The sequence below is a fragment of the Actinoplanes sp. NPDC020271 genome (assembly GCF_044388125.1).
Classification (GTDB): Bacteria; Actinomycetota; Actinomycetes; order Mycobacteriales; family Micromonosporaceae; genus Actinoplanes.
Genome location: NZ_JBIRWQ010000001.1, coordinates 354,627 through 368,423 on the forward strand (window position 1 = coordinate 354,627; position 13,797 = coordinate 368,423).

Annotated in this window: 15 protein-coding genes; 7 read left to right on the plus strand and 8 right to left on the minus strand. The window is 71.8% G+C overall.

All coding sequences use genetic code 11. The features are described from left to right. Positions 1–52: 52 nt before the first annotated feature. Entirely contained in the window at positions 53–679 is a 627-nt protein-coding gene (locus ACH442_RS01535) for a TIGR03085 family metal-binding protein (RefSeq protein ID WP_396120593.1), read from the plus strand. A gap of 69 nt (positions 680–748) precedes the next feature. Further along, positions 749–2,002, plus strand: coding sequence for an APC family permease (locus tag ACH442_RS01540; protein WP_396120594.1), 1,254 nt, complete (start codon positions 749–751; stop codon positions 2,000–2,002). A gap of 242 nt (positions 2,003–2,244) precedes the next feature. On the opposite strand, the gene ACH442_RS01545 is transcribed toward ACH442_RS01540, so the two are convergent. Beyond that, on the minus strand, positions 2,245–3,612 hold the full coding sequence (locus tag ACH442_RS01545) for a PLP-dependent aminotransferase family protein (protein ID WP_396120595.1): 1,368 nt from the start codon (positions 3,610–3,612) through the stop codon (positions 2,245–2,247). Positions 3,613–3,709: 97 nt separating this feature from the next. Here ACH442_RS01545 and ACH442_RS01550 point away from each other — a divergent pair, with 97 nt between their 5' ends. Continuing rightward, the gene (locus ACH442_RS01550) at positions 3,710–3,865 is read left to right on the plus strand and encodes a hypothetical protein (protein WP_396120596.1); all 156 of its coding nucleotides are present in this window, start codon (positions 3,710–3,712) and stop codon (positions 3,863–3,865) included. On the opposite strand, the gene ACH442_RS01555 is transcribed toward ACH442_RS01550, so the two are convergent. Then, the gene (locus ACH442_RS01555) at positions 3,857–4,732 is read right to left on the minus strand and encodes a carbohydrate kinase family protein (RefSeq protein ID WP_396120597.1); all 876 of its coding nucleotides are present in this window, start codon (positions 4,730–4,732) and stop codon (positions 3,857–3,859) included. The genes ACH442_RS01550 and ACH442_RS01555 overlap by 9 nt on opposite strands. Positions 4,733–4,858: 126 nt before the next feature. Between ACH442_RS01555 and ACH442_RS01560 the strand changes: the two genes are divergently transcribed. Both ACH442_RS01560 and ACH442_RS01565 read left to right on the plus strand, forming a co-directional pair. Next, a complete protein-coding gene (locus ACH442_RS01560; protein WP_396120598.1) occupies positions 4,859–6,682 on the plus strand; it encodes an AMP-dependent synthetase/ligase in 1,824 nt (607 codons plus the stop codon). Positions 6,683–7,019: 337 nt separating this feature from the next. Continuing rightward, positions 7,020–7,358, plus strand: a complete 339-nt coding sequence (locus ACH442_RS01565; RefSeq protein WP_396120599.1) for a VOC family protein — start codon at positions 7,020–7,022, stop codon at positions 7,356–7,358. A 341-nt stretch (positions 7,359–7,699) separates the two neighbouring features. Here the strand turns inward: ACH442_RS01565 and ACH442_RS01570 are convergent, their stop codons facing one another. Next, complete coding sequence (locus tag ACH442_RS01570; RefSeq protein WP_396120600.1) at positions 7,700–9,154, minus strand: PLP-dependent aminotransferase family protein; 1,455 nt, start codon at positions 9,152–9,154, stop codon at positions 7,700–7,702. 58 nt (positions 9,155–9,212) lie between these two features. Between ACH442_RS01570 and ACH442_RS01575 the strand changes: the two genes are divergently transcribed. Both ACH442_RS01575 and ACH442_RS01580 read left to right on the plus strand, forming a co-directional pair. Then, positions 9,213–9,824: a YitT family protein gene (locus ACH442_RS01575; RefSeq protein WP_396120601.1), complete on the plus strand. Its 612-nt coding sequence runs from the start codon at positions 9,213–9,215 to the stop codon at positions 9,822–9,824. 106 nt (positions 9,825–9,930) lie between these two features. Beyond that, a complete protein-coding gene (locus ACH442_RS01580) occupies positions 9,931–10,386 on the plus strand; it encodes a hypothetical protein (protein ID WP_396120602.1) in 456 nt (151 codons plus the stop codon). A gap of 5 nt (positions 10,387–10,391) precedes the next feature. Here the strand turns inward: ACH442_RS01580 and hisF are convergent, their stop codons facing one another. The 5 genes from hisF to hisH form a co-directional block, all read right to left on the minus strand. After that, positions 10,392–11,153 (minus strand): imidazole glycerol phosphate synthase subunit HisF, encoded by a 762-nt coding sequence (gene hisF, locus ACH442_RS01585; RefSeq protein ID WP_396120603.1) that lies wholly within the window; start codon positions 11,151–11,153, stop codon positions 10,392–10,394. Further along, positions 11,150–12,025 (minus strand): EamA family transporter, encoded by an 876-nt coding sequence (locus ACH442_RS01590; RefSeq protein WP_396120604.1) that lies wholly within the window; start codon positions 12,023–12,025, stop codon positions 11,150–11,152. Before ACH442_RS01590 ends, hisF begins: the two co-directional genes overlap by 4 nt. 69 nt (positions 12,026–12,094) lie before the next feature. After that, positions 12,095–12,817, minus strand: coding sequence for a bifunctional 1-(5-phosphoribosyl)-5-((5-phosphoribosylamino)methylideneamino)imidazole-4-carboxamide isomerase/phosphoribosylanthranilate isomerase PriA (gene priA, locus ACH442_RS01595; RefSeq protein WP_396120605.1), 723 nt, complete (start codon positions 12,815–12,817; stop codon positions 12,095–12,097). A 42-nt stretch (positions 12,818–12,859) separates the two neighbouring features. Then, positions 12,860–13,180 (minus strand): hypothetical protein, encoded by a 321-nt coding sequence (locus tag ACH442_RS01600; protein WP_396120606.1) that lies wholly within the window; start codon positions 13,178–13,180, stop codon positions 12,860–12,862. Then, positions 13,180–13,797 (minus strand): imidazole glycerol phosphate synthase subunit HisH, encoded by a 618-nt coding sequence (gene hisH / locus ACH442_RS01605; protein WP_396120607.1) that lies wholly within the window; start codon positions 13,795–13,797, stop codon positions 13,180–13,182. Before hisH ends, ACH442_RS01600 begins: the two co-directional genes overlap by 1 nt.

A 13,797-nucleotide genomic window follows, 5' to 3' on the forward strand; every position in this document is an offset into this window, starting at 1 on the left:
TTACATTGTGGTGACGATTACACCGGACCGCACGCGGGCATAGGATCGGTCGATGAACGACTACGCCCGCCAGGAACGCCGACTGCTCGCCGACCTGCTGCTGCGTGAGGGCCCGGACGCGCCGACCCTGTGCACCGGCTGGACCACCCGGGACCTGGCCGCTCATCTCGTCGTCCGGGAACGCCGGCCGGACGCCGGCGCCGGCATGATCATCCCAGCGCTCCGCTCGTACGGGGAGCGGGTGCGCCTGGCCAAGGCCGCCATGCCGTACCCGGAGCTGATCGCCGAGCTGCGCCGGCCACCGGTGTGGAGCCCGATCAGCAGCCCGCTGACCGACGGCGTGATCAACACCATGGAGTTCTTCATCCACCACGAGGACGTGCGCCGCGCCGCGCCCGGATGGGAGCCGCGCCCGCTGCCGGCCGGTCACCAGGCCGCGCTCTGGCGCAGCGGCAAACTCACCTCCCGGATGGCGCTGCGCCGCGCCGGCGTGGCCGGCGAGGTGATCCCGGACGGGTTCCCGCCGGTGCGCAACGGCCCGGCCCCGGCCGTGCGGGTCAGTGGCGACGTCGGCGAGCTGGCGCTCTTCTTCTCCGGGCGGCAGCGCGTGGCCCGCGTCGAGATCGAGGGCGACCCGAGCACGGCCGAGCGGCTGCGCGGGGCCAAGCTCGGGTTCTGACGATTGGCCCCTTCAAAAGACACAAGATTGGCCCGGACGTACGGACCAATCGCGCTCTAGTTTCGTCACATGACCGCTCGACTCTCGGTGGCCCAGGGCACGGCGCTCTCGATCGGCGCTGTGCTGGGCACCGGCCTCATCTCCATGCCGGCGCTGGCCGCCGCGGCCGCGGGACCCGCCGCGCTGCTCGCGTGGCTCGCGCTGATCCTCCTCTCCGCACCCTTGGCCTGGACATTCGCCGCGCTCGGGGCGCGGTACCCGGACGGGGGCGGTGTGGCCACGTACGCGGGAATGGCCTTCGGTCGTCGTGCGGCCGCCGCCGTGGGCTGGTGCTTCTACTTCGCGGTGCCGCTGGGCACCCCGGTCGCGGCGTCCTTCGTCGGCGGGTACGTCGCGGGGGCGATCGGCGGGGGCAGGGTCACCGAGTTCCTGACCTTCCTCGGGGTGGTGGCCACGGCGTACGGGATGAACTGGTTCGGTCTTCGCATCTCCGGTCGGGTCCAACTGGTGCTGACCGGAACCCTGGCGGTGCTGCTGGTCGTGACCGTGATCGCCGCCCTGCCGCACCTGGAACGGTCGAACCTCACCCCGTTCCGGCCGCACGGCTGGTCCGGGGTCGGCGCCGCCGCCGCCATCCTGGTCTGGGGCTTCGCCGGGTGGGAGGCGTTGTCGTCGCTGTCCGCGGAGTACCGCGATCCGCGCCGGGACGTGCCCCGCGCCACCATGCTCGCGGTCGCCGTGGTCGGCGTGCTGTATCTGGCGGTCGCCGCGGTCAGCGTGCTCGCCCTCGGGCCGGCGCTGGCCCACAGCCGGGCGCCACTGGCCGACCTGCTGGCGATCGGGGTGGGCGGACCGGTCCGCGCGGTCACCGCGGTCGTCGCCGTGGTGCTGACGCTGGGTGCGGTCAACGCGTACTACGCGGGCACCAGCAGGCTCGGAGTGGCGCTGGCCCGGGACGGCGCACTGCCGGCCCGGGTGTTCGGGGGCCGGCGCCGCTCCCTCACCTTCATCTTCGTCACCAGCATCGGATGCACGCTCCTGCCACTGACCGTTTCCCAGGCGGCGCTGCTGGTCACGGGGTGTTTCACCCTGGTGTACGTGATCGGCACCGCCGCCGCGCTCCGCCTGCTGCCCCGGGGGTGGTCGCGGGTGGTGGCGGGGGTCGCGTTCGTGGCGGTGTGCGGGCTGCTGTGGCTGAACGGGTGGCCGGCGCTGCTCAGCCTCGGGTTCGCGGTGGGTGCTCTCGTCTACCAGGTCGTCGCTGACCGGTACGGCCGTAAGCGCCCTCACCTCCCGGCCGAACCCATCCCGGTCACCGTCTGAGCCCCGACCCGGCCGCCGGTCGAGCCGCGGCACGCCGGCTGGTCAAGCCCCGCAGGCCGGCCGCCGGTCGAGCCGCGGCACGCCGGCTGGTCAAGCCCCGCAGGCCGGCCACCACCGCCGGGCCCGCGCGGGCCGGGCCGATCGCCACTCCGCCTGCTCGCGGGCTGCCGCATCGGGCAGGAGTCGTCCATGCCGGCGCGGGGGCGACGGGCGGCTCACGACGTACGCGCCAACGGGGTCGATCAGAGGTTTCGCGCCAGAATGGAGAGGCCCTCGTCGATGCGGGAGGGGTCGACGGCGCCGAAGCCGAGGACCAGGCCGTGTCGGTCGCCGCCGTAGTGGGAGAGGTCGTCCAGCGGCCACCCGAGGCTGCCCGACAGATCCGGGATCCTGGACCGGGACAGGGCGGTCACGTGCAGTCCCGCCGCCGACGGAACCACGTTCAGCTGCGGCAGCTTCCCCAGCCCGGCGACGATCCGCTCGTACCGGGCGGCGTACTCCCGGCGGGCCCGCCGCACGTGCCGGGCCAGTTCACCTTCGTCGATGAACCGGGCCAGGGCCGCCTGCATGGCCACGTGACCGTGCCCGTCGCCGAGCTGCCGGGCCGCCGCCATCGCGGGGCGCAGGCCGGGTGGGGTGAGGACGAAGCCGGTCCGGATCGTCGGCAGCATGCTCTTCGAGAACGTTCCCACGTAGAGCACCCGTTCGCTCCGGTCGAGGGCTCGCAACGGTTCCAGCGGACGGCTGCCGAAGCGGAACTCGCTGTCGTAGTCGTCCTCGACGATCGCCGTCTGCCGCCGGCGCGCCCAGTCGAGGAGTTGCCGCCGCCGGTCGAGGCTGAGCACCGGCCCGAGCGGGAACTGGTGCGACGGCGTGACGTAGACGATCCGCGCGTGGGCCGGCAGCGCGTCCACGATCAGGCCTTCGCCGTCGACCGGTACGCCGGCGATCCGCGCCCCCAGGGACGCGAACAGTGCCCGGGCCGGCGGGTATCCGGGTTCCTCCACCGCGACCGTGTCGCCGGGACGCAGCAGCACCCGCCCGATCAGGTCGAACGCGTGCTGCGCCCCGTTGGTGACCAGCACGTCGCCGGCGGTGGCGTGGACCGCGCGGGCGTATCCGAGGTAACGCGCGATGGCGGCCCGCAGCGCCGGATGCCCGTACGGGTCGGCGTACGTCCCCGGCCCGTTCGCCCGTAACCGCAGCTCGGCCCCGACCATCCGGCGCCACGTGTCGAACGGGAACAGTCCGGCGTCGGGGATGCCGACCCGGAAGTCGTACTTCGGGGCGGGCGTGTTCCCGCTGGTCGGCTCGGGTCCGAAGTCCCAACCGGCGCGGGGGCGCAGCGGGTCCGGCACCGATCGTGGCTGCTGCCGGGGCGTGCGTGTCTCGGCGACGAACGTCCCGGAGCCGACGCGCGCGGTCAGGTGGCCTTCGGCGACGAGCCGTTCGTACGCCCCGGCCACACTGCCCCGGGAGACCCCGAGGTCGGCGGCGAGTGCCCGGCTGGCCGGCAGCCGATGCCCGGCCTGCAGGCGGCCGTCGGCGATGGCGGTGCGCAACGCCCGGTACACCGCCGCGGTGCTGCCACTCTCGATCACCAGATCCACGGTCCCGACGGTATAGACAATCCAGGATGCCCGTCGAACGTCACTCCATGGTTACTCTCAGGTACGAGGTATCGACTTCGATGTTCAGGGGGATGACATGAGGATCCGACGTGGCGGGTTCCGCGTAGCGATGGTGCTGCTCGTGGCGGCGAGTGCGATCGGCTTGGTGTCCGGTCCGGCCGCCGCGGCGACCGGGGGTGACGTGTCGCTGCTGACCAACCCCGCGGTGTCGCTGCTGGTGTCCCTACTCTGACCGGGCCCGCAGTTCGGCCCGGGAGATGAACGCGTCCGCACCGACCGTCCGCGTGCAGGCGTAGGCTCCCGCGACCGTACCGTCCGCCAGGCATTCGCCGTCGCTCTTCCCCGCCGTCCACGCGGTCAGGAAGGCGGCGGCGAAGGCGTCCCCGGCCCCGTTCGTGTCGACGATCGGGGCGCCCGGGTCGGCCGCGTCCCGGTGCGTCACCCCGTCCCGGGTGTACAGATCCGCCCCGCCGGCGCCGTGTGTCACCACGACCCGGGAGGCGCGGCCCTCGGCCAGGATCCGCTCGGCGGCACCGCTTCTCAGATCCACGCCACTGACGAACACCACGTCCGCGCCGACGGCAAAATCCCGGTGGTACGGATTCTCCCCGTCCCAGTCGTGCAGATCGGTCGACACGGTCACCCCGGCCGCGCGCAGCGACGGCAGCAGGTGCCGGGCCCAGTCCATGATCGTCACGTGCACGTGGCGGACCTCGGCCGGCAGCGGAAGATACATCGCTGAAGGCAACCGGTAGCCGGGCACGTCCCGCCCGTCGTACAGGGAAAGCCTCCGCCCGTCCGGGCTCATCAGATTGACCGCTCGCCTGGTCCCGGCCGGAGCCGGCGCGACGCGCAGCGGGATCCCCCACCGGTCGAACGCGGCGACCACCCGCCGCCCCGGGTCGTCGTCCCCGACCGTGTCGACGACCTGCACCGATGCCCCGAGCGCGCGCAGGCCGAGGGCCACGCACGTGCCGGTGTGCGAGACGTGGTCCTCGATCGGGCCGCGGGGCCGGGCCGAGTCGGCCCCGAGCACCGGAAGGCCCGCCACCGGGACCACCGTGTCGACACCCGTCCCGCCGATCACCAGGAAAACCACGGTAACAACGTAGCGACTAGGATTGCGTTCAGTTTCAGGGGCGCTCTAGCCGTGTGACCGCCAAGTCATTACTGTGCGGTAACAACGACGTTACGTCCCCCCGTTGCGGTTTTAAGGCGGCGCCTGATGGCTCTCGAGGTTCCCTACCGGTCGATCCCGGACATGCTGTTCCAGCGCGTGGCCAAGACGCCGGACGCGCAGGCCCTCGCCGGGCCCGGCGCGGACGACACCGGCATGAGCTGGCTGACCTGGCGGCAGGTGGGCGAGCGGGCCAAGGCGATCGGGGCCGGCCTGCGGGAGCTCGGCGTCGGCCTGGAGGACCGGGTCGCGATCCTGTCCAGCACCCGCCTGGAGTGGATCCTGGCCGACCTCGGCATCAACGTCGCCGGTGCCGCGGCCACCACGGTCTACCCGACCACCGAGCCGGAGGACACCGCGTTCATCATCGCGGACTCCGGTTCCAAGGTGCTGATCGCGGAGAACCCGAAGCAGGCGCTGAAGATCGCCGGCACGCCGACCGCGCTGACCAAGGTGGTGCTGATCGACGGCGCGGCCGACGCCGGCGCCACCCCGCCGCAGATCACGCTGGCCGACCTGGAGCAGCTCGGCGCCGCCGCTCTGCAGCGTGAGCCGAGCCTGATCGACGACGTGATCGCCCAGCTCGGTCCGGACAATGTCGCCACCCTGATCTACACGTCGGGCACCACCGGCCGCCCCAAGGGCGTCGAGCTGCTGCACCGCGGCTGGACGTGGGAGGGCGTCGCACAGGACCACCTGGGCCTGTTCTCCCCCACCGACCTGCACTACCTGTGGCTGCCGATGTCGCACGCGTTCGGCAAGACGCTGCTCTGCGGCATCCTGCACGTCGGCGTCCCGACCTATGTCGACGGCCGCGTCGACAAGCTGATCGACCTGCTCGCGGTGATCCGGCCGACGCTGATGTGCGCCCCGCCGCGCATCTTCGAGAAGGTCTACAACAAGACCGTGACCAGCGGCCTCTCCGGCACCGGCCTGAAGCCGAAGATCTTCTCCTGGGCGGTCGCCACCGGTAAGAAGAAGGTCGCCTTCGAGCAGGCCGGCAAGCCCGTCCCGGCCGCCCTCAAGGCGCAGTACGCGGTGGCCGAGCGCCTGGTCTTCAAGAAGCTGCAGGACAAGCTCGGCGGCAACCTGCGCGTGCTGGTCAGCGGTTCGGCAGCGCTCAGCCGCGACATCGCCGAGTTCTTCGCCGCGGCGAACCTGCCGATCCTGGAGGGCTACGGCATGACCGAGGCCTCCGCGGCGAACTTCGTGAACCGCCGCGGCCGCCTCAAGATCGGCACGGTCGGCGAGGCGATCGGCGACCTCGAGGTCCGCATCGACACCGACGGCGAGGTGCTGCTGCGCGGCGCGCCCGTCATGCGCGGCTACCACAACCTGCCCGAGGCGACCGCGGAGGCGTTCACCGAGGACGGCTTCCTGCGCACCGGCGACATCGGCGAGCTCGACGCCGACGGTTTCCTCAAGATCACCGATCGTAAGAAGGATCTGGTCAAGACGTCCGGCGGCAAGTTCATCGCGCCGAGCGCGATCGAGGGCGCGTTCAAGGCCGTCTGCCCGTACACGTCACAGGCGATCGTTGTCGGACAGTCCCGCAACTTCGTCACCATGCTGATCACGCTCGACGAGGACGCGATCGCGAGCTGGGCCGCCGACGGCCCGCTGGCCGGCAAGAGCTACGCCGAGATCGTCGCCGCGCCGGAGACGCACGCGCTGGTCGAGGGCTACCTCGCCGAGCTGAACGCCAAGCTCAACCGCTGGGAGACGGTCAAGAAGTTCACGATCCTCCCCCGCGACCTGAGCATCGAGGCCGGCGAGGTCACGCCGTCCATGAAGATCAAGCGCCGCAGCGTCGAGACCAACTTCGCCGACCAGATCGAGAAGATGTACGAGGGCTCGCTCGCCCAGATCTGATCACTTTCCGCCAGTCAGGCCGCTTCCGGTGACGGAGGCGGCCTTTCTGCTGCTCAAGATCAAGAGCTTCATTGCCTGTCTCCGCCGGGGTACCGGCCGTCGCTCCCGCGGGGACCCTTCCGGCCCGAGCAGGGCGCGGGGCGCCCAGAACGCTCAGGCCGCAAGGGCGGCCTCCGTGGGTGGGCACGGCCGGACCGCAAAACCCGTGGACGGGTTCGCGGGCCGGGCGACGGACCCGTCCACAGCGCCCCTGGTCCCGAGACGGGCTGCTCGTGCGGCGAACCGCAGCCCGGCCGCGGTCAACCGGCATACGGTTCGGGGTGACGAGGAGGTCCACATGCCGATCCGCACCATCACCGTCCCGGTCAAGGACCTGGACGCCGCCAAAGCCCTGTACACCCGGCTGCTCGGCACCGAGCCGTACACCGACGCCCCATTCTACGTCGGCTTCCGTCCCGACGACGGCCCCGAACTGGGCCTGGACCCGCACGGTGACGTGGCCGCCGGCCCGGTCGTCTTCTGGCACGTCGACGACATCGAAGCCGAGATCGCGGCCCACCTCGCCGCCGGAGCCACCGAGGAACACGCCGTCCGTGACGTGGGTGGCCCGTTGATCGCCACGCTGCGCGACGGCGACGGCAACCGCTTCGGCCTCTACCAGGCCCCCGCGACCTGAGCACGTGGCCCGAGGCCGCACCGTGGTTGCGGGTCCGGGCTGGTTCTCATGGGCGTTGTTCGTGCTTCATGACGCCCATGCGAACCAGCCGAGGGGCGGGGCGCGCCGCCTGCGCGACCACGCGCCCACCTCGCGGGCTCCGACGGGCGGGACGCTGCGGGCGGGGTGACCTCACCACAGGTTTTGTGCCCGGACCGGGACCACCCACGGAGGCCGCCCTTGCGGGCCTCGCGTTCCGGGCCGGCCACGGCCCTGCGAGGACCGGAAGGGTCCCCGCGGGAGCGACGGCCGGGACCACAGCGGAGCGGGGCAATGAAGATCTTTATCGGTCAGTGACGAAGTCAGGCGATGACGGCGGGGGTCCGCCAGGCGGGGCGCGCGGCGCGGTCGAGGTCGTGGCGCACCGAGGCGATCCGCCGGACCGCCTCGACGAGATCGTCCGCCGGCAGCGTGAACGGCAGGCGGAGAAAACGCTCCAATGTCCCGTCGAGTCCGAATCGCGGCCCCGGCGCGAGCCGCACCCCGACGTCCTCGGCGGCCCGGGACAGCGCGCTGGAGATCGGCCCGTCGAGCTCGGCCCAGAGCGTCACCCCACCGCCGGGGATGAAGAACCGCCACTCCGGCAGCTGCTCGCGCAACGCCGTGACCAGCGCATCTCGCCGGAATCGCAGTTGGGCCCGGCGTGCCGCGACGATCGACGGCGCCTGCTGCAGCAGTTGCACGGCGACGAGTTGTTCCAGCACCGGGCTGGCCATGTCGACGCCGACCCGGATCGCCGCCAGCCGCTGGACCAGGGGCGCCGAGGCGCGGACCCAGCCGATGCGGAGGCCACCCCAGTACGGCTTGCTCATCCCGCCGATCGACAGCACCCGCGAGTGCCGATCAAAAACGGCCACGGGCGGGGGCATGTCGGGGTCGTCGAGCGGCAGGTCCACGAAGGATTCGTCGACGACGAGCTCGGAGCCGCTGGCGTGTGCGGTGGCGACCATCCGCTCGCGCAGCTCGGCCGGCATCAGGTGGCCGGTCGGGTTCTGGAACTCGGTGATCATGTAGGCGAGCCGTGGCCGGGTCTGTCGCAGCGCGCCGAGCAGCAGTTCCGCGTCCCAGCCGGTGGCGGTGTCCAGGCCGTGGGTGCTGATCCGGGCGCGGCGGGCGGAGAGCGCGGCGAGCGCGTTCGGATAGGTCGGCGTCTCCACGAGCACCGGCGCGCCGACCGGGACGGTGAGGCGGAGCACCAGGTCGAGCGCCTGCTGGGTGCCGCTGGTGACGAGGATCTGCTCGGCCGAGGTCAGCACGCCCCGGTTCGTGTAGATCTCGGCGACCTTCGCGCGTAGCTCGGGCAGGCCGGTCGGGTGGTACCCGGCACTACCCAGGTAGCGCGGGAGCTCCTCGGCGGCGGCGCGGGCGGCCGGCACCAGCTCGACCGGCGCGGCGGACGCGGCGCAACCGAGGTCGATCATGTCGAGGTCGTCGTCCGGGGTCCAGAGCCCGGAGGTGGCGACGCGGTGGCCGTGGGGCAGCGTGGTCCAGCTGCCGGCGCCGCGGCGACTGGTCAGGTGACCACTCTCGCGCAGCGCGCGGTACGCCGCCGACACCGTCGTCCGGCTCACGCCCAGCGACTCGGCCAGCTCCCGTTCCGCCGGCAACCGCACGCCGAGCGCGAGTCGCCCGTCGGCGAGCAGCCCGCGCACCGCGGCACCCAGCGCGGCGTAGTCGGGGCTGCGGTGCCGCCCCGGCAACGAGTGCCACCGGCCGAGCAGCCGGGCCAATTGGTCCCCTCGCACCGACGTAGTCATAGCCACCTCCCGAGGATTGGCACTTTAACACCGTCGAATTGGCCTTCAGAGTGGCATCATGAGCCTGGTTCGTCGCATCACGCAACTCCTCGCCGGTCTGGTCCTCTACGGCGCCAGCATCGCCTTGATGATCGAATCCGGGCTGGGCCTGAACCCATGGGACGTCTTCCACCAGGGAATTTCCGACGTGACCGGGATCAGCTTCGGCTGGACCGTGGTGCTGGTCGGCGTCCCGGTGCTGCTGCTGTGGATCCCGCTGCGCCAGAAACCGGGCGTCGGCACGGTGGCCAATCTGGTGCTCGTCGGCTTCTCCGCGGACGCGGCGCTGGCCCTGCTGCCGACCGGCCAGACGATTCCGGCGCGGGTCGGCTACCTGGTCGGCGGAATCCTGCTGAACGGTTTCGCGACCGGGCTCTACATCGGCAGCCGGATGGGCTCGGGCCCGCGCGACGGCCTGATGACCGGGGTGAACGCGCGCTTCCCCCGGCTGTCGATCCGGGTCGTCCGGACCGGCATCGAGCTGCTCGTTCTCGGCGCGGGATTCCTGCTGGGCGGCACGGTCGGGGTCGGCACGATCGCGTACGCGCTGGCCATCGGGCCGCTGGTGCACCTGTTCCTGCCGAAGCTGACCGTTCCCGATCGCCGGCCGGTCCCGGTGCCCGCCCACTGAGACAGGCCGACCCCGATGTGTGGCCTATGCGGTCATCGAAGGTGAAGATCCCGTTTTGCCCGCAGCCATGATCTGGTGATCATCCGGACACATTTTCTTCCCCGGCATGACAACCACACGGCATCATTGCGGCATGGGGGCCGGCGGCTGGAACTGGAACGACGCGTGGATCTTCGTCTCCGCGGTGATCGCTGAGCGCCTGGAACGCGACCGGGCGCTGCACGCGGCACTACCCGTGTCCGGGGCGACGCTCGCCGACCTGCTGGCCGCGGCCGACTTCCTGCACCACAGCGTGCCGAGCCGCGACGAGCTGGAGGAGTCGATCCGCCGCCTCCAGGGTGCCGGGCTGATCACCGTCGAGGACGACATCGTCGAGGTCGCCCCGGCCGGTGAACAGCTCTGGCGGACCCGCCCGTTCAGCGGCCTCTCCTCCGCGGTGATGACCCTGCAGGCGCAGCTGAACCGCGGCGCCCAGCCCGGTTACACCGACTGGGTCCTGGACGAGACCGCGTACACGGCCGCCGTCCGCGAGTACAGCCTGCGCCTCGCCGACGGCCGGTAAGAGCCTCAGCGAACGGGATTGCCGGCGTCCCGCAGAGACTGCTTGACCTCGCCGATCGTCAGGTCACCGAAGTGGAAGACGCTGGCGGCCAGCACCGCGTCGGCCCCGGCCCGGACCGCGGGCGGGAAGTGCTCGACCGCACCGGCACCCCCGCTGGCGATGACCGGGATGTCCACCACGGCCCGCACCGCGCGGATCAGCTCCAGGTCGAAGCCGGCCTTGGTCCCGTCGGCGTCCATCGAGTTCAGCAGGATCTCGCCCGCGCCCAGCGATGCCACCCGCTCGGCCCACTCGACCGCGTCGAGCCCGGCACTGCGCCGCCCGCCGTGCGTGGTCACCTCCCACCCGGAGGGCCGGCCGGCAGCGCGGCGCACGTCGAGCGAGAGCACCAGCACCTGGTTCCCGAACCGCTCGGCGATCTCACTGATGAGCGACGGGCTGCTGATCGCGGCGGTGTTCACGCCCACCTTGTCCGCGCCGGCCCGCAGGAGCACGTCCACGTTGTCCACCGAGCGGACACCGCCGCCGACGGTGAGCGGGATGAAAACCGATTCCGCAGTACGCCGGACGACGTCCAGCATCGTGCCGCGGTCGTCGGAGGACGCGGTCACGTCGAGGAACGTCAGCTCGTCGGCGCCCGCCGCGTCGTAGGCGGCGGCCAGCTCGACCGGGTCGCCCGCGTCCCGGAGGTCGACGAAGTTGACCCCTTTCACCACCCGCCCGGCATCCACGTCCAGGCAGGGGATCACACGCACCGCGACCGTCATGCACTCACCCTAACGACCGGGACGCGCCGGAAAGAGACCAGTCCCACGAGCACGCCGGTGACGACCAGCACCCCGCCGGCGACGTCGATCGCGTGCACCGGCTCGCCGAGGACGATCGCCGCCGACGCGATGCCGAAGAACGGGACGAGCATCGAGAACGGGGCGACGGTGGCCGCGCCGTGCCGGCGGATCAGGTGACCCCACACCCCGAACCCGGCGAGCGTGGAGAGCACCGGGATGTAGAACAGCGCCAGGATCGCTTCGGTGTCGATGCCTCGCAGCGCGGCGAGGTCCGCGGACGGGCCGTCGATCAGCAGCGTCAGCACGATCAGCGGGCCGGTGGCGAGCGCGCTGACCCAGACCATGAAGTTCAGCGTGTCCGGCGGGGAGGCCTTGCGGGTGGCCACGTTCGACAGGCCCCACGCCACCGCCGCGCCGATGACCAGCAGGAACGCGGGCAGTCCAGCACCCGTGCGGGTAGCGACCAGCGCGACCCCGGCGGCGGCGAGAGCCAGCCCGCCGATCTGCACGAGACGTGGCCGTTCGCGCAGGAACAGGGTGGCGAAGAGCATCGTGAAGATCGCCTGGCTCTGCAGGACCAGGGAACTGAGCCCGGCCGGCATGCCGGCCGCCATCCCGGCGAAGAGCAGCGAGAACTTGACCACACCGAGGATCAGCGCGACGGCCGCGACCCAGCGCCACGGGACCTGCGGGCGGCCCACGAACAGCATCGCCGGGAACGCGGCCAGGCCGAAGCGCAGTGCGGAGAAGAGCAGGGGCGGGAAGTGGTCCAGCCCGGTCTCGATGACGACGAAGTTGACGCCCCAGACCGCCGCGACGGCGACGGCCAGGGCGATGTCACGCGGCCTCATGGCTCCCAGCCTGGCGGGCGAGAACCGTTAAGCACCAGCGACAATTACTTCATCGTCCGTGTAGCCGGACTACTTCTTCAGGGCCTCCAGCGCCTCGCGGACCGTGAACGCGCCCGCGTAGAGCGCCTTGCCCGCGATCACGCCCTCCACGCCGACCGGCTCCAGCGTCGCCAGGGCACGCAGGTCGTCCAGGGTGGAGACGCCGCCGCTGGCGATCACCGGCTTGTCGGTGGCGGCGCACACCTCGCGCAGCAGGTCCAGGTTCGGGCCGCGCATGGTGCCGTCCTTGGTGATGTCGGTGACCACATACCGCGCGGCACCGGCCTTGTCGAGGCGGGCGAGCACCTCGTACAGGTCGCCGCCGTCCTTGGTCCAGCCGCGGGCGGCCAGGGTGCGGCCGCGGACGTCCAGGCCGATCGCGACGCGGTCCCCGTACTCCGCGCAGATCCGGTCGCACCACTCCGGGTCCTCCAGGGCGGCGGTGCCGATGTTGACCCGCTGCGCGCCGGTGGCCAGCGCCCTGGTCAGCGACTCGTCGTCGCGGATGCCGCCGGAGAGCTCCACCTTGACGTCCAGGCGGCGGACCACGTCGGCGAGCAGCTCGGCGTTCGACCCGCGGCCGAACGCGGCGTCCAGGTCGACCAGGTGGATCCACTCGGCACCGTCGTTCTGCCAGGCCAGGGCAGCTTCCAGCGGGTCGCCGTAGGCGGTCTCCGAGCCGGCGGCGCCCTGGACCAGGCGGACGGCCTGGCCGTCGGCGACGTCGACGGCGGGCAACAGTTGCAAAGTCACGATATCTCCCAGTTTACGGCGGCTTCGCGGCCGCCGGCACGACTACTTGCGGCGGCCGAGCACCACGACCACGAGAGCCGGGGCGGCCAGGACGAGCAGGACGGTGAGCAGGATGCGCAGCGCCGTCTCCGGAATGAACAGCCAGACGGCGGCGATGGCGATCAGTGGGACGATCACGATGCCGAGCCGCTGCCGCCGGCTGCGATGGTAGAGACGGCCGTCGCTGCTCAGCCGCGGCGGCGTGAGCTTCCGCACGAGAGCGCGGCGACGCTGCCGCCGGGCCACCCGCCGGGCCCGGACGGCCTTCTCCTTTTGGAGGACGGCAAGCCGTTCGGCCCGCCGCCGCGCACGCTCCTTGCTCATCAGAGCGTGGCGACCCAGTTGGTCAGCAGCTTGAATCCGGCATCAGCCGATTTCTCCGGATGGAACTGCGCGGTGCTGAGGGCGCCCCGCTCCACGACCGCGGCGAACGGCTCGTCATGCGCGGCGGTGGTCACGGCGGCATCCAGCAAAAGATCAAGATCCCTTGCCGCGTACGAGTGAACGAAGTAGAACCGCGTCCCCGGACCGGCCCCGGCCAGCAGCTTCGACCCGGCCGGCACCTCGACGGTGTTCCACCCCATGTGCGGGATCCGCCGGGCGTGCAGCCGCGTGACCGAACCCGGCAGCAGCCCCAGCCCCTTCGTCTCCACGCCGTGCTCGACCCCGGACTCGAACATGATCTGCATCCCCACGCAGATGCCCAGCACGGGCCGACCGGCGGCGACCCGCTCGGCGATCACCGGGCCGGCGTCGAGCTCGTTGATGCCGGCCATGCACGCCGCATAGGCCCCGACGCCGGGCACGACCAGGCCGTCGGCGTCCGCCGCCTGGCGAAGATCGCTGGTCACCGTCACGTCGACGCCGGTCCGCGCGACTGCCCGCTCGGCGCTGCGCAGATTCCCCGACCCGTAGTCGAGGATCACCACGTTCGCCGGCAT